Below are 23,393 nucleotides of genomic sequence, written 5' to 3'. Positions count from 1 at the left end.
ATATAGGTTAATTTCTGATTACTGGAAGGAGGCAGGAGCTTGCGAAATTGGAAGCAGCACTACCGATCTTATAAGAAAAAGTTAAACAATGATTCATCTTCCGCAGCTCCTGACCGCATCAAGGAAAAATATAAGGATCAGGAACCCGCAAAGCAGCTGGAAAAAAAGCTGGAAATGTTTCGGGAAGTTTTCGGCGAGAGCGACGATTTGGTCATCCGTGAATTCAGAATTTCCGGTCAGATCGATGCAGCTATCGTTTTTTTCTCAACGATGGTAGATACCGCTCTCATCAACGATGACATTATGAAACCGTTGATGAATCCGGCAGCAGACCGGCAAAACATCGATTTGCAGGGCCGTGATCTGATCAAGTTCGTCTGGAAAAATTATGTGTATGTCGCAGAGTGCTCCATGGAAGACACGATAGGCATCATGCTGGAAGGGGTCAATCTGGGAAATACGCTGCTTTGCATCGACGGGTGCAGTGACGCGCTTCTGCTGGAAAGCAGGAAGGTTGAGAAGAGAGCCATCGAGCAGCCGCAAACGGAGATGATGATCAGAGGGGCGCGGGAAGGCTATATTGAAGTGCTGGATACGAACCTGAATCTGCTCAGAGGACGGCTGCTGACCGTCGATATGCGGGTCAAGCTTGCCGCTACGGGCAACAGGGCGAAATCCCAGGTCGCTGTCTGTTATCTGGAAGGCGTAGCAGATCCCAAATTGGTCGAAGAAGCCATGAGCCGGCTCTCGAAGATCAGCACGGACGCTATTTTGGATGCCGGATATATCGAGCAGTTTATCGAGGATTATCCGCTGTCGCCGTTTCCGCAAATTCAAAATACGGAACGGCCCGATAAAACGGCCGCGGCTCTGCTGGAAGGGCGTGTAGCCATACTCGTTGACGGATCTCCTTTTGCGCTTATCGTACCAGCCATATTCAGCCAATTTTATCAGACTTTGGATGATTATACAGAGCGTTTTCTAATGGGCACCCTGGTCAGGATGATCCGGCTTATAGCCCTTATATTTTCGCTCGTTTTTCCGTCTCTCTATGTCGCCGTTATTTCTTATAATCCGGAGCTGCTGCCTACCGACTTTGCCGTCGCTGTCGCCGGCGGCCGGGCGGGAGTGCCTTTTCCAGCGGTCATTGAAGTGCTGCTGATCGAGCTTTCCATGGAAGTGCTGCGGGAAGCCACCATACGTCTTCCCCAGTTGATCGGCGGCGCCTTGTCCATCGTGGGCGTGCTGGTCGTGGGACAAGCAGCCGTATCTGCTGGATTTTCAAGTCCGATCACGATTGTTATCGTTGCGCTGACGACGATAGGGTCATTTGCCACGCCTGCCTACAATGCCGCGATTGCCCTGCGCATGCTGAGATTTCCTATACTCATTCTGGCAGGAACGTTCGGATTGTACGGCGTCATGGCAGGGCTGATCTTAATCATGAACCATCTTCTTTTCCTGGAATCGTTCGGCGTGCCTTATATGTATCCGATCGTTCCCGGAAATTGGCAGGCAATGAAGGATACGCTCATCAGGGGTCCTTTGTGGTGGATGAACAAACGTCCGAGCTACCTTCAACCAGGTGATCGGGACCGGCTGCCAAGCGATCATGCCAAGGTAGCTGGCAGCCATGCCCTTCATTATATCGACAAGGAGGAGTCTGAGCATGAATAATGCCTACCCGGTCACGGTGATCCGGGCCTGCACCGTCATTACAAGCACCATTCTCGGAGTAGGCGTATTAACATTTCCGAATTTTGCAGCCAAAGCCGTGGATAGCGGTGCTCCCCTGTTAACGCTGGAAGCAATAGGAGTGGCAATGTGCAGTCTGGTTATCCTCGCACTGCTTGTCCGGAAGTTTCCCCGGGAAAATATTATTCAGTTCAGCGAACGTCTGATTGGCAAATGGCCGGCACGGTTTTTCAATTTGCTGCTTATTATTTTTTTCGTTATCTGTTCCGGTCTGTCTGCGAGGGACTTTGGAGAAGTGGTCATTGCCGTTCTGCTGCCCAAAACGCCGATCGAATTGTCCATCATCATCATGTTGATTGTGGTGGTCGCTTCTTCAAGGCGGAGCATCGTGAAATTCTCGTTTATTCATTCCTTTTATTTGCCATTCATCATTATTGTTGCTTTGGTGATATTCCTGACATCGCTGAGAGATTACGATATGGTCAATCTGCTGCCGGTGATTGGCAATCATCCGTCTGGCGTTCTGTACGCTGCCTTGTCGATCGCTTCCTTGTTTCAGTCCGCATTCGTATTGACCCTGCTTGTTCCCTATATGATCAGACCCCGGAAAATCCTTGCATCTACGATATGGGGAGTGATTATATCCGGAATCGTGTATCTGATGATCATTATTACCACAATCGCTCTATTCGGTTCTGAGGAGACTAAACTTCTGGCATATCCGTCATTGGATGCTGCAAGATCTGCCGTTATTCCTGGCGGGGCATTCGAGAGATTGGATGATATATTCATTATCGGCTGGGTTGTTTCCGTGTACACCACGATATACTCCAATTACTATTTCTCTGTCATCGCAGCCAAAGACTTGTTCCGGATCCGCGATCACCGGCTGTTTGTTTCTTATCTAATCCCTATTGTGTTTGTGATCGCTATGATTCCGCATGATACGAGACAATTTTTTGTTTATGGAAATCTGGTATTTGTATACGGCATGATATTAACCACAGGATATCCCTTGCTGCTGCTGCTGCTGTCATTAATCCGCGGGGTAAAGGAGAGCAGCCAATGAGTAAAGCGGTTAAAGGCTGGCTGGTCCTGTGCCTTGTGCTGCCTGCCCTGTCCGTGCTTTTATCCGGATGCTGGGACAGGATCGAGATCGAGAACCGGGCCTTGATTCTCGCCATGGCCATCGACGAGGCTTCCCCGGAGGACATGAAGGATGAGATGGTAACCCACTCCAAAGTTCCCCCGTCGCTCAAAGACAAAATGATCCGCATAACGGCGCAGATTGCCGTGCCCGGCAGAGTGCCGCTCGGCCCTGGCGGAGACTCCGGCGGAGGAGAAGGTTCATTCAGTCTTCCTGTTTGGGTCGTCAAAGTGGTCGGCTATACCATAGATGATGCGCTGGACAACCTGCAGCAGCAGATTGCCGATCCCCGAACCTTGATTCATCTTCGCATCGTCGTGATAAGCGAGGCCATTGCCAGGAGAGGCCTCCGGGATCTAAACGATTATTTCCGGCGGGAAACACAGGTGCGCCGCACGACCTGGCTGCTCGTATCGGACGTGGAGGCAGCCCGTCTAATGGATGTAGCGCCGCCTCTGGAGCGGGTCCCGGCCTTATATTTGCTGGCCATGATCGAGAAATCGCATCAAATGGGCAAGTTCCCGACTGATTATATTGGAAAGTTCTGGAGCGCCGAATCGAAGCTGGGGCAGGACGGCTATCTTCCCTATGTGTCCATACGGCAAAAGGAAAATATTTTGCTCAAAGGCATGGCTTATTTTAATGAGGACAAGATGGTCGGTTACACAACACCGATCCAGATTGGTGTCTATATGGGCATCATGGGCTTAAATCCGGGAGGCTACTCTGCGCTGTTTGATGTGCCTGGTGTCGGCGTCGTTATGGTGAACACACTGAAACGCTCTTCTCGGGTTAAAGTGAAAATTATCGACGGCATACCTCATGCGGAAATCGATATACAGCTTGAAGCAACCATGAAGGAGAAAATCGGAGAAGCGGGTTCCTTCGACAGCCAGGCAAAACTTCATGAGGTGGAACGTGTTTTTGAGCAGGAGGTTAAAAAAAGCGCCATACAGCTGATCAAGGAGACCCAGTTGAAAAAATCGGATGTGTTTGGTTTCGGCGAGAAGATCCGCGCCCATGAACGCTCTTTCTGGAACCGGAATATCAAAAGCGAGAAGGACTGGGAGAACCTGTATGCCAAGCTTACGGCTGATGTCCATGTCCACGTCGATCTGCGGAGATTTGGATTAGTTGCACAAAATAAATCAGAATAGGGGCTGCGCCATGCTGAACATCCATCATGCTGCCTATTTCGTCAGTTTGTTTTTGATTTCGGGAATATTCATGCTTGGTGTGGACCGGAAGATTTATCAATCGGATGGGATGACCAGAGAACAGTTGATATCCCGCGTGATGGGGTGGTCCAATCTGGTCATCGCTGCGTTGGTGTTTCTTGGTTTTCTGATTTATTATTTAACCCGCTAAGGGTACGCGGTATTACACGAACTGAACGAGGTCTTCCATCGGCCGTCTCGATTTGGCACGCCCCGGCTCTCTGGACCGGTAGCCGAACGCCGTCATCACGCTCAGGCCGAATTCGTCGTTTCCGAGCAGCTCTTTTTTGTCGAGCAGCTCGTTGACGGCATCCATATCGAAGCCCTCGATCGGACATGAATCGACGCCGATATGCGCCGCCGCCGTCATCATATTGCCCATCGCCAAGTATGTTTGCTTCGAAGACCAGTCCAGCAGTGCCCGCTCGGAATCCAGATGAAGGTCTTCGTAGAATTGCGCGTAGGCTTGCTGCATGCTTTTATAAACTTCTATAGGCATACCCTTTACTTGGGTTTGCTGTTCCAAGACGTAAGATGAATCATGAGTAAGCCCTTTTCTGGCCAAAATGATAACGAAGTGGCTCGACGTAGGCAGCGACCGCATTGCCCCGGATACGAGCGGTGCGAGTTCCCGTCTGAATTCCGGACTTTGCACGACGACGAATTTCCAAGGTTCATTGCCTCCCGAGCTCGGAGAAAGACGTCCTGCCTCGAGAATGAAGCGGAAATCCACATCGGATATTTTCTTCGTCTGATCGAATTCTTTGGTTGCATGCCTGAAATAATATGTGGACAATAACTCCGTTTTTTTCGCCTCGATATCCATCTGTTAAGTTCATCTCCCGTGAGTCGATTTTGGTTGTCAGGCTTCTTGAAAAGATGATACAACGAGCAGGAGGCCATTTATCGGGATGAAGTCCGCTTCTCCGACTTTATACATGCACTTCTAGAGGAACGGAACCGGCATTCTGACTCTTTCCCCCGCTCATGAAAGCAAGGATCAAGGCAATGATCGCGAAACAGCCGCTAACGATCAGCGCCGTGTGGAAACCCGATAATAAAGCCGCGCTTGCCTGTTCATTGTGCGCCGAGACGGTAACCGTAGTCGCGATCGTCGCCAGAATAGATAAGCCCAAGCTCCCTCCCAATTGCAGGAACGTATTCACGATGCCGCCGGCGATTCCGTGTTCCTCGGGTTTAACATCCTGAACGGAACCGACGATAACAGCCGTAAACGATGTGCCGATCGACAAACCGAGAATGATAAAAGCCGGGAGAATAAACGATGCGTAACTTTTATCCATATCCATATTGCTTAACCAGAACATTCCAAGCGCGTTGATGGCCTGCGTCATGATCAGAACCTTTTTTGCCCCGAATTTGCGCATGAAGAATGGCGTGATTTGCGTTACGACGATCGATGTCAGTCCCAGCGGCAGGAATGCCAAACCGACAGCTAAAGACGAATAGCCAAGCTCGTGGAAGTATAAGGTCGAGAAATACATGAATCCGGTCGTATAGGAAAACATCAAGAACCCGATAATATTGGAAGTAACGAGTGAACGAAACTTGAACAGACGAAGCGGCAGCAACGGATTTTTAGTATAGCTTTCAATTAAAATAAACACGGCTAATACCAATATCCCGATTATCAACAGGGTGATTTTCGCAGCCGGCCAGCTACCGTCGACATCCGGCATGGAAATGCCGTAGACCAAAACGAAAATACCCGTCAATACGAAAATCAATCCGAGCCAATCGACGGATTGTTTCACCGCTTTGGCCGACGGGCTAACTTTAATGAACAACAATCCGATGATGAGCAATAATCCCAGCGGAACGTTCAGATAGAACAACGATCTCCAGCCCGCGGAATCCGTCAGCAGACCGCCGACGATCGATCCGGCAGCCGCCCCGCCGGACCCTAAGGCGCCGAATATTCCCAATGCTTTGTTGCGCTGCGGTCCGGCCGCGAAATTATTGCTGATGAGCGACATCGCCGCCGGGATGGAGAGAGCCGCCCCGATCCCTTGCACGGCTCTGCTGGATATCAGCCAGACCGGATTCATCGCCAAGGCGCCTGCCAACGAAGCGAGCGCGAAGACGGTTAAACCGAGCATTAATACGCGTTTTCTTCCGAGCAAATCGCTTGCTCGTCCCCCGATCATCAGGAAGCAAGCAAACGTGAGGACATAAGAAGTCACAATCCATTGCAAATCGTTAGTCTGCATGTGAAACGCCGTTTGAATGGATGGCAGCGCGACTACGACCGTCGTACTGTTCATGACCTCGATAAATTGGGCAAAACAGACAATAATAAGCAAGAACATATTCGCTTTGGAGATGCGATCGCTCACTTGACTTCCTCTCCTTTCTCTATCTGTAATATAAAATGAGTACACGACAAGTTCCCTCGTTCTTCGATTGCGGAAATGACCAAATTTTCCTGGTGCTCCCAGTGACATTTCGAACATTATTTACTATACTGCAATTCCGATCACTGACTTTATTTTTCAGTCCAATTATTATAAAAATGAATGCGAGTTGATAAAATTGGAAAAAAACGAATGCGAGTCGATTAAATCGGAAATGTCGAAATTCGATATTGATTGCGTTGAATCGATTTCCGAAGTCTTACAATTTTTTTCGGGAAAATGGACTTTTTTAGTCATAACAGAGCTTTTAAAGGAGCCTCAGCGTTTTAATCAATTACGAAGAAATTTAGGCAACTTGAATACAAAAGGTTTAACCGATACTTTACGAAATCTGGAAGAACATCAAATTATTAATCGTCAAGTATTTCCCACCGTTCCAGTGACTGTCGAATATTCGATTACCGAAAAGGGAAAAGCTTTTTCAGAAGTTTTTCTAGAAATAAATCGCTGGAAAAAGGAATGGGATTCTCCTGTTCAATAATAGGGAAGCGGCTTGCAATCTGTTCCTACATATCTGAATGACCTCTTCTCGTTTATGATGGCGACCGAAGCTTCGATTGCCTTGGAGTCCACTATATCAGGGATCAAACTTTTTCATAAGGACGCGATTTTTTTATATTTGCTTTATAAAAATAAAGTCATGCTCCTGGCCTCAAACCGTATAAAGTTCTTGAACCGGAACAGAAGAACGGCCGTCAAAAAAACGCCTATTCCACGAAAGGGATGGCGTTTTTCTTTTCGTACTGATGATTAGGTGCCCATGATCATGTAGTTCCTTCATTGGTAGGGAATAATAATCATACGGAGTCGGCTTAATAGGCGTGACTTTACTTTTCTACAGCATATTTAAAAAAATATCCTTCTTCTGGGAGGGAATCATACCTGCTATAGTGGACACCGAGGCCATTCGAACCTCAATAAAACGTATTGAAAAGAGGTTGTTCAAATATGCAGGTACAGTCTAACAATCCCGTTTGGCTTATTACGGGTACTTCGAGCGGCGTTGGAAGGGTTTTGGCGGAGGCCGTTCTGAATCATGGCCATCGCGTCGTGATGACGGCCCGGAATCCCGAATTTCTTAAGGAGCTTGCGGATCGTTTTCCGAATACAGCCCATGTCGCTGCACTTGATGTTACCAACTCTAAACAGATCCTGGAAGTCGTTGAGGAAGCAGAGAAAAAATACGGTAAGATCGATGTTCTCGTAAACAATGCAGGGATCGGGTACAGCTCCGCTATCGAAGAGGGAGAAGACGATGCTATTCGATCCGTATTTGAAACGAACTTTTTCGGAGTTGCTTCGATCATACGTGCCGTCCTCCCGGGGATGCGCGAAAGAAAACAAGGAACGATCGTGAACGTCTCTTCTCTCAACGGAGTAGTCGCTATGCCGTCGCTTGGCTATTACAGCGCAAGTAAGCACGCTCTTGTAGGATTGACGGAAGCGCTCTGGCAAGAAGTAGAGCCGCTTGGTATTAAGGTTTTACTCTTAGAACCGGGTGGAATGAAAACCGGAATCATGCAAAAAAATCGTCAAAGCGTCCGAAATCCGGCGTATGACAAAACATCCGGCGCCGTGAAGGATTTGTTGGAAAAACAAGGGGAATCATTTTTGACTGGCGATCCAGAGCGAATAGCGCAGGTGATAATCAAGCTGGTCGAGCAGGAGGACAAGCCTCATCGGCTTATCCTGGGCAATGCAGCCTATGAACAGCTCGTGCAGAAGCTCGATGCAATGAAGGCCGAGTACAGCGCATGGGAAAGTATATCTCGCAGTACGGACTTCCCAACCAACTAACGCAGAACGAACCAGGCTGCCGGCAAGATCGGTGGCCTGTTCAATTAGGTCAGGCAAAAGCTTCATGAGGTGGAACGGGTATTCGAGCAGAAGGTAAAAGAAAGCGCCATACAGCATGTGAAAGATGTCATTTATCGACTATACTGGTCCTGTGGTCCATAACGGATGATTGCGATTGCATGGTCGCATGATCAAGCTAGGAGGGCTTTAGGATGTCGGAACGGTTTCAGGCACTGCTTGTGGAGCATGAGGCAGCCTTCACAGTTGCGGTAAAGCAGGTATCAATAGAGGATTTGCCTCCAGGGGATGTTCTGATCAGGGTATCCTATTCCAGTGTGAATTATAAAGACGGCCTTGCCGGTACCCCGGATGGAAAAGTCGTAAAATCGTATCCTTTTATTCCCGGCATTGATTTGGCCGGGCATGTTGTGTCCTCTGCGGATGAGAGGTTTCATGAGGGACAGCCTGTGCTGGCAACCGGTTACGGGATCGGCGTTTCCCATTATGGCGGATTCAGCGAATACGCGCGTATCCCGGCAGAATGGGCCGTTCCGCTGCCGGAGGGCCTTTCTTTGCGGGAGGCCATGATTTTTGGGACCGCCGGCTTCACAGCGGCGCTATCCATTCAGCGGCTGGAGGAGAATGGCATGTCCCCGGAGAAGGGCAAGGTGCTTGTAACCGGCGCGACCGGCGGAGTCGGCGGCTCGGCTATTGCCATGCTGAGCGGATTGGGATATCAGGTTGCCGCAAGCTCCGGCAAGACTGCCGAGACGGATTATTTGAAATCCATTGGCGCAAGCGAGGTTATTCACAGGGATGCGGTGTACAGCGGAGGCAGCATCAAGCCGATGGACAAGCAGCTGTGGCAGGCTGCCGTAGACCCGGTGGGGGGAAGCTCGCTGGCCGCTGTTTTGAGCCATATTGCTTACGGCGGTTCGGTCGCCGCTAGCGGACTGACGGGAGGGACGGCTGTTCCGACCACTGTGCTCCCATTTATTCTGCGGGGCGTGAATTTGCTTGGAATAGATTCGGTATTGTGCCCCACGGACATTCGTGAGAAGCTCTGGGAGCGGATGGGGACGGATTTGAAGCCCGCCATGCTCGAGCAGCTCGTGGACCGGGAAATAACGCTGAACGAGCTGCCTCAAGCGCTGACGGATATTCTGAAATCGCAAACAAGGGGAAGGGTGCTCGTTCGCATATCCTGATGCCTGGCTGTTCCAAAACTCATTTACAAACGAAATCCGTCATGAATCCGGAAGAATGCCGCTTTGCTCGTGAAGCGGCGTCTTTCGGATTTTTTGCTGCCCGGGGAGAATCCGCCTCGGGCTTCCCTTATTCCTGAGCATTTGAGTTTGGATACAATTTGTACATAAATCGGAGAAGTTATTTTAACATCTATGTTTTACATTTAGCAGGTCGCAAGAGAAAGCCTTGATCTGGACAAGGAGGAGAGGGGCGTTATGAACATAAAAGGACTATGGATCGTAAGCTGCCTTGTTCTATTCATTCCAGCTGCCTGCAGCAGCGGAAATTCCGGTATAGAGGGGCCAACTCCGCCTCAGGGAACGGGGATACTGACGGTTGTGAGCGAACAGACGAAGCGGGAAGCGGACGATCCGTCAATGGCGGAGCACAGTGGAAAGGCGAAGCTTGTGATCTCAACCTACAGCCGGAATGAGCAGATCCTAACAGCCGTGAAGAAATATGAAGCGCTCCATCCCAATATCGAGATTGATCTGCAGGTCGCACAAACCGATGTCAATGATCCCGATAAGCAGCTGGCAGATCAAGAGAAATTCGTTGCCGCTGCGAACACGGCCATGCTTGCCGGCAAAGGACCTGACCTGATTGAAATGGATTTGCTGCCCACGGAGAAATATGTGAACCGGAACCTGCTGGTGAATCTGAGCGGCTTGATGCAGCAGGATCCAACATTCAGGAAGGAAGATTATTTCGCCAATATCCTCGATAACTCGCAGATTAATGGAGGGCTTTACGCCATGCCGTTATCTTTCTATCTCAGCGGATTGATCGGGGATGAGGGCGCGCTGGTGAAGGCCGGCGAGCAGGTGAACGACCAGAACTGGTCATGGAGCGAATTTGCCGAAATGGCGAAGCAATTATCCCAAAAAGGCGGGTATGAGCATGCATTCGGCAGTTCCCCGGATTATATGCTGACCGAGATGGTTTCCGAGAACTACGGTCTGTTCGTGGATGAAGCGAATGGCCAGGCGAGCTTCGATTCGGCATCGTTTACCGGATTGATGAAGCAGGTTAAGGCCATGTTCGACGAAGGCGTGGTCTATGATGCGCTTGCCGGCGGCCGTAAAAATATTAAAAAAACATACTTCGAAGAAGCTCAGATTCAGTCACCGGCGGATTATCTGTACGTATTGGAGGCCTATGCCTCACAGGCGAAGTTTTATACCAAGCCGCATGCGCAGGAAATGGGAGATGGAGGCTATTTTATGGCCCGCCAGACTCTTGGCATCAGCGCAAGCTCGTCCGTCAAGAAGGAAGCCTGGGATTTCATCCATTTCTTCTTGTCCGAGGAGGCCAATTCGATTCCCGGCAATGCCTCGGGCAGCAGCGGTTTTCCCATCAACAAAAGCGCATACGACAAACAAATCAAGCAGCTTCGGGACGAGGGGGTTCAAGCCTACAAGAATGGCCCGGCGGAAAGTTCTGCGATCAAGCCCGACAGCACGATGGTTGATCGGCTTGATGAGTTGAAAGCCAGTGTGACGGAGGCGGTGCACTCCCTTGGCAAACCATCCAGAATCGATGAGATTGTCACAGAAGAATGCCAAGCTTTCTTCAGCGGTCAGAAGTCGGCGGAGGATGTCGCCAAGCTGATTCAGAACAAGGTTGTGCTGTATCTGAATGAATAAGCTGCAGGCGGCCAAATCAACGATAAGGAGGAAGCGACATTATGAAGAAAGCGAGCATCAAGAAGTTCATCACTGCTGCCAGCGCGGCTGCGGTGTCGGATGGGGAGCCCGATGAATAGGCTCCGGCTTCCCCGTTTGCTGCGCAGGGACGGGATGGCCGCGCTTCTGTTTCTGGCTCCCAGCCTGGCCGGGTTTGCCGTATTCTTCGTGATCCCGTTCGCCATTGGCATCTATTATTCGTTCACAGACCAGACGATCGGCGGTTCTTTTGTCGGTTTCGACAACTACAAAGAGCTGCTCGCCAGCGGCTCGTTCCGCAAAGCGGCCGGCAATACGCTTCTATTCACCGGCGTGAGCGTCCCGCTTCTACTCGCGCTGTCCCTGATTCTGGCTGTGCTGCTCAATCAGCGCGTCTGGCTGCGCAACTGGCTCCAGACCGCCTTTATTCTGCCGCTGGTTGTGCCGGTTGCTTCCGTCGTTATGATCTGGCAGATCCTGTTCGACTGGAACGGAAGCCTGAATGCCTGGATGAACGGTCTCCACTGGGGAAGGATCGATTGGCTGAAATCGGACGGGTCCATGGTGGTGCTGGTGATTATGTATATCTGGAAAAATATCGGCTACGATATGATCCTGTTTCTGGCCGGGCTGCAGTCGATCCCGCAGGATTACTACGAGACCGCCCGCATTGAAGGGGCAGGCAAGCTGCGGCAGCTGTTTCATATTACGCTCGTTTATTTGACGCCGACCCTGTTCTTCGTATTATTAATCTCGATTATCAATTCCTTCAAGGTGTTCCGGGAGACCTACCTGCTTGCAGGCGATTATCCCTACGACCGCATTTATATGCTGCAGCATTATATGAACAATATGTTTTTTACACTGGATATCCAGCGCCTGACCGCAGCCGCCGCGCTCATGGTGGGATGCATCGTCCTGCTGGTGACGGTGCTGCTCTCGGTAGAGCGCCGATTCCGGGAATTTATGGAGTAGATGAGGGAGGGCCTATGATAAAACCACGGTGGCTGCCCCGTTTGGCGCTGACTCTCCTGCTTGGGATCATAGCCGTGGCAACGGTGGCGCCGATCCTTCTTACCTTTACAAATTCGCTCATGACGGAGCAGGAGATCGGCCGGAATTATGATTTAATCGGCAAGATGATCGATGCGGCGGCGGGAGGGAAGGATCTCTTCGTGAATTTAAAAATCCTTCCGGATTGGCTTTCATTCGAGCAGTACTCGCAGGTGCTCATCCAGAATCCGAAGTTTATGAAGATGTTCTGGAATTCGGCAGGAATGGTCGTGCCGATTATCGCCGGCCAAACGGTAATCGCATCACTGGCGGCCTATGCCTTCGCCAAGCTGCGCTTCAAGGGAAGGGACAAGCTCTTTCTGGTCTATCTGATGACAATGCTCATGCCGTTTCAGGTCACGCTGGTTCCGAATTATATGGTCGTGGAGAAGCTGGGATTATTGAATACAACAGCTGCGATAATACTGCCGGGAATATTCAGCGCATTCGGGGTATTCATGCTGCGCCAGTTTATGACGCATATTCCCTATTCTTACATGGAGGCGGCCAAAATGGACGGAGCCGGGCATCTGACCATCTTCATCCGGATTATTCTTCCGCTTGTTCAGCCGGGACTTGCCGCATTGACGGTTCTCCTGTTTGTCGATTACTGGAATATGGTTGAGCAGCCGATCATATTTCTGCAGGATTTGGATAAGCAGCCGTTATCGCTGTATCTGGCGCAGATTAATCAGAATGCGCGGGGTGTGGGATTCGCCGCATCCGTGCTGTATATGACGCCGATGGTTCTGCTGTTTATGTATGCTGAATCCTATTTTATTCAAGGCGTGCAGCTGTCTGGAATTAAAGGATAAATGATTGGATCAAGATTTCCGTGGAGAGCCTTAGGAGTGATGAAAGTGGACAATCAGACTGACGAACAAAAGCTTGCGGCCCGCAAACGCAGGATCCGGTTGATCGCCATACTGTTTTTCGGCATGCTCATCGTCGTTACCCTGTACAGCAACACGCTGATGAACCTGACGCTGCCCAAGGTGATAACCGGACAGGCTGCGGCGGGAAATCTGGCCCATACGTATCAGGGCAATGCAACCGTCCGGCCTGTACAGGAGGCGGACCTGCAGAACCCGGCGGGTTGGAAGGTAAGCAAGGTGCTGGTGAAGGAAGGCGATGCGGTTCATAAAGGCCAGGCGCTCGTCAACTATGACAGCAGCGACGCCCAGAGTCAGCTGGAGGATGCGCAGGCCGCCATGAAGAAGCTGAAGCTATCAGTCAGCATGCTGCAGTTTAACTATATTCAGGCTGCTCAAAGTGAAGATCAGGCAGCCAAGCTTAACGCTCAAAACGCCCTGGAGAGCGCCCAAATCGATATCGCAACACAGGAGCAGCATCTGGAAGCGCTGCAGAAGACCATAGGGGAAAATCAGCAGCTGCAAGCGCCATTCGACGGGATCGTAACTCATGTCAACGCCATGGAAGGGTTGTCCGGGTCTCCTGCAGGTCCGGATATCCAGCTCTCCAACACCGGTCTTGGCTTCCAATTCGAACTGCAGTTGCCCGCCGGTATTGCATCCGGGCTTAAGCTTGGAGATAAGCTTGAGGCGAAGCTCTCTGAAGATGGCAACCGGGCCATCCAGGGCAGCATCGCAGAAATTAAAGACACCGTCGTACCGGATAATGGCGGCCAGAACGCTTCCGGAGAAACGCAGACGCCCGCTGCGGCAAACCAGCTCGTGATCAAGGTTCAGGACAAGTCTCTTCATGGAGGCGAGCGGATTCAGGTGGATATTTCACAATCCAGCCAGGATGATGATTCGCAGCTCGTTCCAAGCCAGGCCATCCGGGAGGACAGCTCGGGAGCGTATGTCTATGTGGTTGAAGAACGGCAGGGGCCGCTCGGGAACGCTTTTTACGCAGCACGCAGGTCCGTTAAGGTCACCGATTCCAATGAATTTCAAACCGCTGTGAGCGGGTTGTTCGACCAGGAGCAAATCATTATTGAGAGCAGCGAGCCGATTCAGGAAGGCAGCAGAGTGAGATTGTAGGAAGCCGGCAGGCGAGGGATCAGGAGGCGAATTGAAACTTGTAGACCTCCGTCCCTTCAAGGCCTTCTGCGGTACTGATCAACGCTTTGCCGTCGCTGCTCCACTGCAGCAGCCCGACATAGCCGGGATCGCCATACACGGTAATTTCGGAGGCCAGCCGATTGCCGTCCAGTTTTCCGGCCAATAGCTTCGGACGCTCATCCCCTGTGCGGGTGAGATAGGAAACGGCATCCATCTGCGGACTTGCCGCCAGATTGCTGAACACGCCTTCCTTCAGCAGAACGGGAGCGTCAGCGCCGGAAGCGAGATAGAGTCCCTCGACACCGTCGATACGGCCGGATATGAGCAGTCTGCCGTCCCGGAGCGTTGTAAATTCATAAATTTCCATCTCAACCGTATCAGATGCCGTATCATCGTCCAGGTTAATGGTATGAATGGCCGAGAGACCCGATGTCATCATCAGCTGTATGGAGAGATAATGGCCACCGGGGGACAGCATTGGCTTAAGTGTTTTGGCTGCCATCTTCTTTTGGTATTCAATCGATTTGTCAATCGATTGGGCGTATTTTGCATAAATAGAGTCGTTTATCATGGCAATTGTTTTATACTTTTTTGGTCCTGTTTTTAAATCATACATTCTGATTTCTGATTTATACCCGTATCCAGATAAACCAATATACCGGTTATCGTTCAGCAAAGTCGCCCAATACGAGTATCCATCCCAGATATCGATGGTCTTGTCGTTCACAAGATCATACCAGACGGTAATGATGTCTTTGCCGCCCTGGACAGAGCTGTAAATAAGCCTGGTCCCGTCAGGGGACAAGCTGCTGGATAGAATCGGCTGATTATGGACGATATCGCGGATCTGGTTGTTGTCGATGCTATAGACGGCAAGTGCGGTCGGGTCATTCGTTTCTCCGCTTCCGGAAGCGTGGAACAATATCTGATCCCCGTCCAGCAGCTTGGCCTCCTTCATGGGGCTGTCTACATGGCGTTTGATGATGGTATCGATACGCAGGCCTCCGCCGGCGGCTTCCTGAAACAGCGAAGGGTCCAGCACAACCGTCTTGTCGCCGTCAATCGTTCGTAAGGCAAGCTCCCCGACCCCCAGAAAAGCTGCAATGATGACGGCCATCAGAACGGCCAGCGCCATCATTCGGAAGAAAGGTGCGCGGCTGCGTTCACTCATGATCATGACCTCCCAATTCAATCGTGACTGTCGAACCCTGATGAAGCTGACTGTCAATGGTTACATGCCCGTTATGACGTTCCGCGATCGTCTTGACGATCGCTAGGCCAAGGCCGGCGCTTCCGCGTTCTTCTTTTTTGGTGCCCGCAACACGATAGAACGGATCGAACAGACGATGAAGATGCTCTTCGGCAATGCCCGGCCCCTGATCCTGCACCTGTATGCGGACCCGGTTATCCGCCGCGCGTTCGGCGGTAACATGAATGGTGGTATTCACGCCTCCGTATTTGACCGCGTTATCCACCACATTAATGAGCATTTCCCGCAGTTTGACCTCATCGCCGATAAGCTGAAGACCCGGCTCGTCGGCGCAATCAATTCGGATGCCGTATTTTCTGGCTTTGACCCTCATGTCTTCGCAGACGTCCCTAACCAGATTGGACAAGTCGACCTCCTCCAGCCGGTAATCAAAACCTTCCGCAGCGGCAGTCGAAAATTCAATGATCTGCACGACCTTGTCGTTCAGCCTTTGACTTTCATCCAGAATATATTTCATGCCCTTGTTGAAGAAAACGGGATCCGTAAATCCGTTCTCCATCATGATTTGCGCATAGCCGCGGATCGTCGTAAGAGGCGTCTTCAGTTCATGGGTTACATTATCGAAAAAGGTTTTGCTCATCGCCTGTGTTTCCTGCAGCGTATCCCGTTCCCGCTCAATAATGGCGATTTGCGCTTTAATCTGCTTGACCATGATCATAAATGAACGGGATAAATCGCCAATCTCATCGCGGCTGAGAGCTGGGGGTGCGGTCTCATAGATCCCTTCGGAAACACGCTCAAGACTGCGCGCAAGCTTGCCCAAGGGCTTCGTGATCCGGACTGCGAGCAGGGCGGCGGTCAGGAAGACAAGCAGGAAAATTCCGACGGCAAACCATCTTACGGTCGACAGGAAGCGGCTTGTAAAATCATATAAGCCCGAGTAATCCTTTACCATATGGATAACGCCGATCAATTTACCGCCGGACTCTACGGGACTTGACAGACGGACAGTGGTTTCCGTGCCGGATTGCCGCAGGGAATAGGCGATATTGCCATGCAGGGACTCGGCGAAGTCGTTGGTTGCAGGCATCAAATCCGCGTTCAGATCGGATAAACCCTTGCCTGCGGGATCGTACACCGATATCGGGCTGCCGACGGCAGCGCTCAGCTCCTTGACAAGACCATCCGCTTCGAAGCGGATAGAGTCCTGATCCATTGATATATTTCGGGTCAGAAAATACTGTTTGACATAAAGCTCGATCGTCTTGTTGGCCTGAATCATGTCCTGATTGATGATGCCCGAGACATTCTGCTCCGTGATTCTCACAGATACAAGGAGCAGGGCGGACAAGCCGGCGAATATAACGACGGTAAAAGACAACAGGAGCTTATGCCGGATGGGAAACCGGATTCCGCCGGTACTGCTCATGGCATCCGGTACCCTACGCCGAACACGGTTTCGATAACGGAATTCCCGTCGCCGTCGTCAAGCTTTTTGCGCAGCCGCTGGACATGGATGTCGACGGTGCGGGTATCGCCGGCAAAATCGAATCCCCAAACCTGATCCAGCAGCTGTGGACGCGTGAATACGATGCCGCGGTTATCGGCGAGAAACAGCAGCAGATCAAATTCTTTGTTCTTCAGATCCGTTTCCTCGTCGTTCTTCCATGCTTTCCGCTGCCTTCTGGCGATTTCAATTTGTCCGCCGATCGCGAGGCGTTCCGCTGCATTGCCCTGGGATTGCTTGATAACAAGGCCGATTCTGCGGAAGATCGCTTTGATCCGCACAATGACTTCGCGCACGTCAAAGGGCTTCGTAATATAATCGTCGGCTCCGAGCTCCATTCCCAGGATCTTGTCCACCATATCTGATTTCGCTGTCAGCATGATGATGGGGATATTCCAATCCTCCTTCGCCGCGATTTTGCATAATTCGAATCCGCTCCCGTCGGGGAGCATCAAATCAAGCAGGATCAGATCCGGCCGGCCGGAACGGCCCATCGATTCAGCTTCATTCCCGGTGCTTGCGCGCATGACGGAGAATCCTTCTCTCTCCAGGGCATAGACAAGCAGCTCCGCGATGGCCTCCTCATCCTCTACGACAAGAATCTTTTGCTTAAGCATTTATGCTGCACTCCTTAATTTCGGCATCTCGCGAGGGGACCCTTCGAGGTGCCGAAGTAAATGATCGGGTTGTCTGTCTTTTATTATTGTAGCAAATGAACAGAGGCCATAGCTTCTTTGACAGAGTTTACCGGCTGATTTTACATTTTGGATACATGTAAGCGGGAGCCGGATACATGTTCAACAGGTAGAGAAAGGTTAAGGCGGTGTCATTGCCTCCTCCATTTTTTACAATTAAACTAAAAATAGACAGTTCCCAGGGAATAAAATATGTGTTATCATTTAATGAGAACAAATGTTCTGATCAAGGAGATGGATAAATAACGGAAGGAAGATGCAGGTATGGCAATGGATCGGTACGCAGAAATAGACGAGGTGATCGCATTCATACATCAGAACATCTATGATCCGCTTCCGCTTTCCTTATTGGCCGGCCACATAGCTTACAGTCCTTATCATTTCACACGCATTTTCAAGGAAAGAATCGGTCTGCCGCCCTTATATTATGTCTCCTCGCTCCGGCTTCAGAAGGCCAAGGATTTGCTTCTGCGCACAAATTTGAGCATACGCGACATCGGTCTGGAGATTGGACAGCAAAGCCTGGGAACCTTTACCACCCGTTTTACCGAGAAGGTAGGCATGACACCGTCCGATTTCCGCAACTCGACGCAGCAGGCGAACAGCCATTTTAATACACTGGAAAAGCTTAAAGATTGGCAGACGGCGCAGCTTGTTTCCGATCGGCATGACCGGGTAGGAGGATCCATTCAAGCGGAGATTCCATTTGAGGGCATCATTTTGATCGGCTTGTTTGCCAAGCCTATTCCGGAAGGATTCCCGCTGTACGGAACCGTGCTGCCTTCACTAGGGGGCTTCTGCTTTACCGGAGTCAAGCCGGGAACCTATTATTTGATGGCAACTACGATTTCCTGGGGAACGCAGGGGGTGGATCTTCTGCTTCCTCAAGCTACGCTGCGAACCCGCTCGAAGAAGCCTATATTCGTCGGCCCCAATACGATCGTCCCCCATCAGCAAGTCATGCTCCACGTTCCCCGTTTGGACGATCCGCCCATTCTTATTTCCCTTCCCTTGTTGATGAATGTGTTCCTCAATCGGGTTCATCAGAACAATGATCAACAAGAAAACAATACCAATAAATCCGATTTAATCCATATCAAATAAAACCAGGCTGCCTTCCTGCATGCTTCAGCGCAGCAGCCCGCCTAATAATCCTCAGCGCATCCGGACAGCATTCATCGAACGAAACAAAGAACGGCCTTCGTTCGCATGGATGCGAAGTAGACCGTTCTTTGTATGCCGGAAGCCATAAGGATCAGCTGCGCCTTAATCGGCTGGCTTGCTGATCCTTACGTTCAGGAGCCTGCGCCGATACTGGCTTTCTCCCGACTGCCCTGCAGCCAGAAGACAGCGGAGAATACGACGATGCAGACCAGCGCGACAATGAAATTATAGAAGAACACGCTGCGCATGCCGAAGGCTTCGCTGGCAACGCCTCCCGCAATGCTTCCTATGATCCGGGCAATTCCCAGGCTGAGCAGGCCGTTAAATGTTTGACCGCTTGCTTTCAGCTCATTCGGTACTTCCTTGTTAATAACGGTTACCATGGTCACGGACAATACGATAAAGATCAGTCCATGCAGAACCTGCACCGGCAGGGTCCAGTAGGGATTCTGAATGACGGAGAACAGATACCAGCGCAGTGCGGCAGCAGCTCCAGCCCCCAATAATATATAAGGAATCTTGACATGCTTGAAGATTCGGTTCGACAGAAGCAGGAACGGAATCTCGCTAAGCGAAGAGATCACCATCGACCATCCCAGCCATGCGCTGCTGCCTCCCAATTCCTTGAAATAAAGGGGAAAGAATCCATAATAATAGCCGAGAGTGATCTGAAGAACAAAATTGGCGGCCATATAAACCACAAGCTTCCGGTTTTTTAACAGCACCCAAACCCTCATTTTCCTCCCTTTGGATTGATGTCCCTCTATTGCGGGAAAACGCAGAACAAGCAAAAAGCAGACTGCAAGAATGGCAGCGTAAATGCCGAACATCAGGTCAATGCGCTTCTGCGCGATGAGACCGAACAGGATAGACATGATCGCATAACCGACTGTTCCGCCCAACCGGATATGGCTGTAATTGCCCCGCTTCCGCTTGTCTAGAACCTCCAGCGTCACGGCGTCGCTGACAGCAAAAATCGAGGTCTGAAAAAATGTAAACAGACAGATCATGATCAGCAGATAAACGAAGTGATTGGACAAAGGATACAGCAGCATGGATATTCCGCTTCCGGCGATCAGCAGCAGCAGGATGCTGTTCTTGGTTCTGGCACGGTCGCTCAGCGTACCCCAGACCGGCTGGGCGAGAATGGCAATCAGCGGACCGAGACTGAGCAGCGTTCCGATCTGCGACTGCGAGAATCCGACATGTTGAAAGTACAGCGGAATGAACGTACCGTAAACCGCATTGCTCATATAGATAAAAACGTAGAAAAACAGAAAATACGCAAGATTAACAGGCATGCTCTCCATCCTTTACTCGTATTGACTTCATCCTGGTGCTATAAGACGGGCTCTTAGAGTAGTTCGATGAATGTTTCAGGATTCCTCTACAAAATTACGCCAGTGAGCCGGAGCAGGGAGGAGGCCGGAGAGCCGGCAACAAAAAAACCCGGTCCGTGCAAACGCTGCACGGATCGGGTTCTACGTAAGTCTGAAGTTACAGCACACGGCGTGCGGTAACGTATTTGCTCTGCCAATAGGTTGTGTTCATGCTTGCAATGGTGACCCCTTTGGTGCTCGAGCTGTGCAGGATTTTGCCGTTGCCCGCATAGATCGCAACATGGCTGATTCCGGCGCCTCCCGTATTGAAGAATACAAGATCGCCTGTACTGAGATAGCCCTTTGCCACTTTCTTCCCTGCCGTCGCTTGCGCGACCGAGGTGCGGGGAAGCTTGATGCCGCTGGCTTTAAACACATATTGAATAAAAGACGAACAGTCAAATGCGTATGTAACGCCTGCCGGCGCGCCGAAACGGTAAGGAACACCAAGAAATTGGGTGCCCGAGCTGATAAGACTTAGAGCCGCGGGCGTAGCGGCATGCGCCGATGGTGTTTGGACGGCTGCGGTAGCTGAGAATCCGATCGCAGCGCAAATGGCTGTGACCATAATGTTTTTCAGGAATGGTTTCTTCTTGAGATTTTTCTTGGTCATGATCGTATGCTTTCCCTCCAAGCGTAGGTGTTAATAAACTGTAAACTGTTTCTTACTATAGCACACTTATTTTTCACCAGGATTTCCCAAAAAGAAGGAAACCGCTGTGTCTTCAACGGAAAAAACCCGATTATGAGAAGAGAATGAAAAACCTCTCATCTCTTCGGACATGCCGAAAATGATTGCGTTTACAGCTTGTTGAATATAAAATTTGATCGAGTGGACGAAGGGGGAGCCATATGAATCGTTTTATTCCTAAGCAGGCGTACATCCGGATTTTCTTGAGTCTATGCATTCTGTTCACGGTCGTCTCCGTACCTTTTGTGTACATGATGACCCATCAGTTCTCCATCTACGCGATGAAACAGATTGATCAGGTGAATGAGACAGAGATAGCACATTCACGGGATAATGCCGAATTTATTTTCAACAAGATGATTGCGTACGGATTTAATATGTATGCGGACAAAAGCATCAGCACCTGGCTGATGGCAAGCGAAGAATCCCAGGGGACCCAGGTCGACGCCATTGTGGCGGCCAATAAATATATGACAACGGAGCCCTTTCTGGACAATGTCTATTTAATTAACATGCGGACTGAGCATACGATCGACCTCAAATATGGCTTATCCTCGTTTCAGCAATTCCGGGACCAGCCCATGCTGGAGATGGCGAAACAAAAAAGGAGCTCTTATCAGCGGTTCTTCGTTCATCAGGTCAATGGCACAACGAAGCTTGCGATGATCATTCCTACCGTCCCGTCCGGTCAGCAATCGTTCGGGTATCTGGTCCTGCTCCTGAATGATGCCTTGATGAAGCAGTATTTGCTCAAGGAGGACGCCAATTCGGAGATCCAGTCGTTTATTCTGGACAATGAAGGCAATCTCATGCTGGGAGCTTCCGACTCCACGCAATTGAATATGGAGCTGGCTGCGACTGCGGTGAAGGGTTCAGGCAGCTACACGAAGGATCATAACGGCGAGTCCTGGTCTGTTCAATATGCGCTGATCGAGCCGCAGGGCTGGTATATCTATCATATGGCCAAGCTGGAAGGCATCCGGGCCGATTTTATTTCCTTCCGTTTGAAAATGATCATATTTGTCTCCTGCCTCGTTGTCGTGCTGATTGCCATCCTGTTCTGGAATTCCCGCCGCACCTATAAGCCATTCTCGCAGCTTGCCGATCAATTGGAGATGAAATTCGGCCTTCATTTGAAAAATAATCATAAAACCGACAGCTCCATGGCTGAGTATAAAGTCATCCGTTACGGGATCGAGATGCTGGAAGACCGGATGGGGCAGCTGGACTCCTCCATGCGCGAGCACCGGAATGTCATTAAGACCGAATATCTGAGGCAGTGGATTCTGCAAGGAAAGCTGATCACGCCTGTGGAGCATTATCTCCGCGAACAATCCAGTCTGTTCGAGCACGAGGAGCTCTATGTCAGCGTCATCCGGATCAATGAATTCGGCCGGTTCAAGGAGCAGTATAATTTTGCCTCGAGAAAGCTGATGAAATATGCGATCGGCAATATTGCCGAAGAGGTTATCAACCGCAGCTGGTATGCGGAATCGGTCGACCTTGGCGGCGACAACCTGGCTCTTTTGATATCGGGAGATCATGTTCCCATGAACGAATTGATCGGGGTACTGGAGGAAGTCAGGGAGCAAATCAGACAGTGGACGCAAATACACATCACTGCTGCCGTGAGCGGTCAGAAGTCGTTAAGCGACGATGTGCGCAGTATCTATCAGCATATTCATGAGCTCACCATGCTCAATTTTGTTTCGGGCGCGGAAAAGATTTTTATCGAACGCGATTTTGAAGACTATATGCAGCGCGTTCAACCGTTGGCCGACGATAATTTGCTCGATGAGCTGATCAAGAAGGTGAGAATGGGAAGGCCCGAGGAAATTGCGGCAAGCCTGGACCTGATATTCGCCCATATGCAGACGATGCATTATACACAAAGCAAATTTCAGCTTTCCTTAATGCTCTACACGCTGTTCAAAACGTTCAATAAGCTGCCTTCCGTGGAATCGGTCGAGGGTATTGAGAATATTCTGGAGTCGTTCGACAAGCTCAGCGGAGTAAGGGGCTGGCTGGAGCAGGAGCTGCTCGGCATCATCGACGATATGAGCAGCAAGAAGGGCGCGAGCCGCCGCGATGAGGTCGTTACGGAAATTGTGGAATACGTGAAGAACCATCTCCATGATCCGATGCTGACCATCGAAGAAATATCCGGGCATCTTTCCTTGTCGACACGGCATGTGCGGCAGCTGTTCAAGGAGGTATTCGACAAGACGCTTTCGGATTACATCCTTCAGGAACGGATTGCCAAGGTGAAGGAGCTGCTGGTATCGACGGACTGGACGGTGACGGATATCGGGGAACGGTCCGGTTTTCAGACGAAAAGCCATTTCTTCACGGTATTCAAGAAAGCAACCGGGATGACGCCGAGTCAATACCGGGAGAAGCAGTGATAATGCGATTCTGACAAGTAACTTCCGGCTGAACCAGCCGGAGGTTTCTTTGTCGTTAC

Annotated in this window: 20 protein-coding genes; 13 read left to right on the top strand and 7 right to left on the bottom strand. The window is 50.6% G+C overall.

Translation table 11 applies throughout. The features are described 5' to 3' along the window. Positions 1–39: 39 nt before the first annotated feature. The 4 genes from AC0YOA_RS02915 to AC0YOA_RS02900 are packed head-to-tail and all read left to right on the top strand — an operon-like array spanning position 40 to position 4,210. On the top strand, positions 40–1,677 hold the full coding sequence (locus AC0YOA_RS02915) for a spore germination protein (protein WP_475785325.1): 1,638 nt from the start codon (positions 40–42) through the stop codon (positions 1,675–1,677). After that, entirely contained in the window at positions 1,670–2,764 is a 1,095-nt protein-coding gene (locus tag AC0YOA_RS02910; RefSeq protein WP_475785324.1) for a GerAB/ArcD/ProY family transporter, read from the top strand. The genes AC0YOA_RS02915 and AC0YOA_RS02910 overlap by 8 nt, the downstream gene beginning before the upstream one ends. Further along, positions 2,761–3,999, top strand: coding sequence for a Ger(x)C family spore germination protein (locus AC0YOA_RS02905; RefSeq protein ID WP_475785323.1), 1,239 nt, complete (start codon positions 2,761–2,763; stop codon positions 3,997–3,999). The genes AC0YOA_RS02910 and AC0YOA_RS02905 overlap by 4 nt, the downstream gene beginning before the upstream one ends. A 10-nt stretch (positions 4,000–4,009) precedes the next feature. Then, a complete protein-coding gene (locus AC0YOA_RS02900; RefSeq protein ID WP_475785322.1) occupies positions 4,010–4,210 on the top strand; it encodes a CLC_0170 family protein in 201 nt (66 codons plus the stop codon). Positions 4,211–4,222: 12 nt separating this feature from the next. Here the strand turns inward: AC0YOA_RS02900 and AC0YOA_RS02895 are convergent, their stop codons facing one another. Together AC0YOA_RS02895 and AC0YOA_RS02890 are read right to left on the bottom strand one after the other, a co-directional pair. Further along, positions 4,223–4,885: an NAD(P)H-dependent oxidoreductase gene (locus tag AC0YOA_RS02895; RefSeq protein WP_475785321.1), complete on the bottom strand. Its 663-nt coding sequence runs from the start codon at positions 4,883–4,885 to the stop codon at positions 4,223–4,225. 106 nt (positions 4,886–4,991) lie between these two features. Next, positions 4,992–6,416: an MFS transporter gene (locus AC0YOA_RS02890; protein WP_475785320.1), complete on the bottom strand. Its 1,425-nt coding sequence runs from the start codon at positions 6,414–6,416 to the stop codon at positions 4,992–4,994. A gap of 196 nt (positions 6,417–6,612) precedes the next feature. Between AC0YOA_RS02890 and AC0YOA_RS02885 the strand changes: the two genes are divergently transcribed. The 7 genes from AC0YOA_RS02885 to AC0YOA_RS02855 all read left to right on the top strand — a co-directional run bounded on the left by AC0YOA_RS02885 (position 6,613) and on the right by AC0YOA_RS02855 (position 14,262). Further along, positions 6,613–6,975 (top strand): winged helix-turn-helix transcriptional regulator, encoded by a 363-nt coding sequence (locus AC0YOA_RS02885; protein ID WP_475785319.1) that lies wholly within the window; start codon positions 6,613–6,615, stop codon positions 6,973–6,975. Positions 6,976–7,442: 467 nt separating this feature from the next. Continuing rightward, positions 7,443–8,291, top strand: a complete 849-nt coding sequence (locus AC0YOA_RS02880; protein WP_475785318.1) for an oxidoreductase — start codon at positions 7,443–7,445, stop codon at positions 8,289–8,291. A 212-nt stretch (positions 8,292–8,503) separates the two neighbouring features. Further along, positions 8,504–9,499 carry an acrylyl-CoA reductase family protein gene (locus tag AC0YOA_RS02875; protein ID WP_475785317.1) on the top strand — a complete coding sequence of 332 codons (996 nt, stop codon included), beginning with the start codon at positions 8,504–8,506 and terminating at the stop codon, positions 9,497–9,499. A gap of 255 nt (positions 9,500–9,754) precedes the next feature. Next, positions 9,755–11,185, top strand: coding sequence for an ABC transporter substrate-binding protein (locus AC0YOA_RS02870; RefSeq protein ID WP_475785316.1), 1,431 nt, complete (start codon positions 9,755–9,757; stop codon positions 11,183–11,185). A gap of 111 nt (positions 11,186–11,296) precedes the next feature. Continuing rightward, positions 11,297–12,178: a carbohydrate ABC transporter permease gene (locus AC0YOA_RS02865; protein WP_475785315.1), complete on the top strand. Its 882-nt coding sequence runs from the start codon at positions 11,297–11,299 to the stop codon at positions 12,176–12,178. A 14-nt stretch (positions 12,179–12,192) separates the two neighbouring features. Continuing rightward, entirely contained in the window at positions 12,193–13,071 is an 879-nt protein-coding gene (locus tag AC0YOA_RS02860; protein ID WP_475785314.1) for a carbohydrate ABC transporter permease, read from the top strand. Positions 13,072–13,116: 45 nt separating this feature from the next. Beyond that, positions 13,117–14,262, top strand: a complete 1,146-nt coding sequence (locus AC0YOA_RS02855) for an efflux RND transporter periplasmic adaptor subunit (protein ID WP_475785313.1) — start codon at positions 13,117–13,119, stop codon at positions 14,260–14,262. Between the two features lie 19 nt (positions 14,263–14,281). Here the strand turns inward: AC0YOA_RS02855 and AC0YOA_RS02850 are convergent, their stop codons facing one another. Genes AC0YOA_RS02850 through AC0YOA_RS02840 form a run of 3 tightly spaced genes read right to left on the bottom strand, consistent with a single transcriptional unit; the run spans position 14,282 to position 17,617 of the window. Beyond that, entirely contained in the window at positions 14,282–15,454 is a 1,173-nt protein-coding gene (locus AC0YOA_RS02850) for a hypothetical protein (RefSeq protein ID WP_475785312.1), read from the bottom strand. Continuing rightward, complete coding sequence (locus AC0YOA_RS02845; protein WP_475785311.1) at positions 15,447–16,922, bottom strand: sensor histidine kinase; 1,476 nt, start codon at positions 16,920–16,922, stop codon at positions 15,447–15,449. Before AC0YOA_RS02845 ends, AC0YOA_RS02850 begins: the two co-directional genes overlap by 8 nt. Then, positions 16,919–17,617 carry a response regulator transcription factor gene (locus AC0YOA_RS02840; RefSeq protein ID WP_210043920.1) on the bottom strand — a complete coding sequence of 233 codons (699 nt, stop codon included), beginning with the start codon at positions 17,615–17,617 and terminating at the stop codon, positions 16,919–16,921. Before AC0YOA_RS02840 ends, AC0YOA_RS02845 begins: the two co-directional genes overlap by 4 nt. A 348-nt stretch (positions 17,618–17,965) precedes the next feature. Between AC0YOA_RS02840 and AC0YOA_RS02835 the strand changes: the two genes are divergently transcribed. Continuing rightward, the gene (locus tag AC0YOA_RS02835; RefSeq protein ID WP_475785787.1) at positions 17,966–18,799 is read left to right on the top strand and encodes a helix-turn-helix transcriptional regulator; all 834 of its coding nucleotides are present in this window, start codon (positions 17,966–17,968) and stop codon (positions 18,797–18,799) included. A 191-nt stretch (positions 18,800–18,990) separates the two neighbouring features. Here the strand turns inward: AC0YOA_RS02835 and AC0YOA_RS02830 are convergent, their stop codons facing one another. Together AC0YOA_RS02830 and AC0YOA_RS02825 are read right to left on the bottom strand one after the other, a co-directional pair. Next, positions 18,991–20,160: an MFS transporter gene (locus AC0YOA_RS02830; protein ID WP_475785310.1), complete on the bottom strand. Its 1,170-nt coding sequence runs from the start codon at positions 20,158–20,160 to the stop codon at positions 18,991–18,993. 196 nt (positions 20,161–20,356) lie between these two features. Beyond that, the gene (locus tag AC0YOA_RS02825; RefSeq protein WP_210043918.1) at positions 20,357–20,851 is read right to left on the bottom strand and encodes a C40 family peptidase; all 495 of its coding nucleotides are present in this window, start codon (positions 20,849–20,851) and stop codon (positions 20,357–20,359) included. A gap of 239 nt (positions 20,852–21,090) precedes the next feature. Between AC0YOA_RS02825 and AC0YOA_RS02820 the strand changes: the two genes are divergently transcribed. Next, the gene (locus AC0YOA_RS02820; RefSeq protein WP_475785309.1) at positions 21,091–23,334 is read left to right on the top strand and encodes a cache domain-containing protein; all 2,244 of its coding nucleotides are present in this window, start codon (positions 21,091–21,093) and stop codon (positions 23,332–23,334) included. Positions 23,335–23,393 lie beyond the last annotated feature (59 nt).

The organism is Paenibacillus sp. JT22N12 (genome assembly GCF_056269365.1).
The sequence above is the reverse complement of the archived record's forward strand: the minus strand, read 5'-3'. Positions and strand labels throughout refer to the sequence as shown.

What these genes read in the sequence shown, in the direction of transcription:
- AC0YOA_RS02905 (WP_475785323.1), top strand. Translation starts at nt 2,761, where the DNA reads ATGAGTAAAGCGGTTAAAGGCTGGCTGGTCCTGTGCCTTGTGCTGCCT.
- AC0YOA_RS02820 (WP_475785309.1), top strand. Translation starts at nt 21,091, where the DNA reads ATGAATCGTTTTATTCCTAAGCAGGCGTACATCCGGATTTTCTTGAGT.
- AC0YOA_RS02850 (WP_475785312.1), bottom strand. Translation starts at nt 15,454, where the DNA reads ATGAGTGAACGCAGCCGCGCACCTTTCTTCCGAATGATGGCGCTGGCC.
- AC0YOA_RS02870 (WP_475785316.1), top strand. Translation starts at nt 9,755, where the DNA reads ATGAACATAAAAGGACTATGGATCGTAAGCTGCCTTGTTCTATTCATT.
- AC0YOA_RS02835 (WP_475785787.1), top strand. Translation starts at nt 17,966, where the DNA reads ATGGATCGGTACGCAGAAATAGACGAGGTGATCGCATTCATACATCAG.
- AC0YOA_RS02845 (WP_475785311.1), bottom strand. Translation starts at nt 16,922, where the DNA reads ATGAGCAGTACCGGCGGAATCCGGTTTCCCATCCGGCATAAGCTCCTG.
- AC0YOA_RS02840 (WP_210043920.1), bottom strand. Translation starts at nt 17,617, where the DNA reads ATGCTTAAGCAAAAGATTCTTGTCGTAGAGGATGAGGAGGCCATCGCG.
- AC0YOA_RS02825 (WP_210043918.1), bottom strand. Translation starts at nt 20,851, where the DNA reads ATGACCAAGAAAAATCTCAAGAAGAAACCATTCCTGAAAAACATTATG.
- AC0YOA_RS02865 (WP_475785315.1), top strand. Translation starts at nt 11,297, where the DNA reads ATGAATAGGCTCCGGCTTCCCCGTTTGCTGCGCAGGGACGGGATGGCC.
- AC0YOA_RS02895 (WP_475785321.1), bottom strand. Translation starts at nt 4,885, where the DNA reads ATGGATATCGAGGCGAAAAAAACGGAGTTATTGTCCACATATTATTTC.
- AC0YOA_RS02875 (WP_475785317.1), top strand. Translation starts at nt 8,504, where the DNA reads ATGTCGGAACGGTTTCAGGCACTGCTTGTGGAGCATGAGGCAGCCTTC.
- AC0YOA_RS02860 (WP_475785314.1), top strand. Translation starts at nt 12,193, where the DNA reads ATGATAAAACCACGGTGGCTGCCCCGTTTGGCGCTGACTCTCCTGCTT.
- AC0YOA_RS02910 (WP_475785324.1), top strand. Translation starts at nt 1,670, where the DNA reads ATGAATAATGCCTACCCGGTCACGGTGATCCGGGCCTGCACCGTCATT.
- AC0YOA_RS02900 (WP_475785322.1), top strand. Translation starts at nt 4,010, where the DNA reads ATGCTGAACATCCATCATGCTGCCTATTTCGTCAGTTTGTTTTTGATT.
- AC0YOA_RS02880 (WP_475785318.1), top strand. Translation starts at nt 7,443, where the DNA reads ATGCAGGTACAGTCTAACAATCCCGTTTGGCTTATTACGGGTACTTCG.
- AC0YOA_RS02830 (WP_475785310.1), bottom strand. Translation starts at nt 20,160, where the DNA reads ATGCCTGTTAATCTTGCGTATTTTCTGTTTTTCTACGTTTTTATCTAT.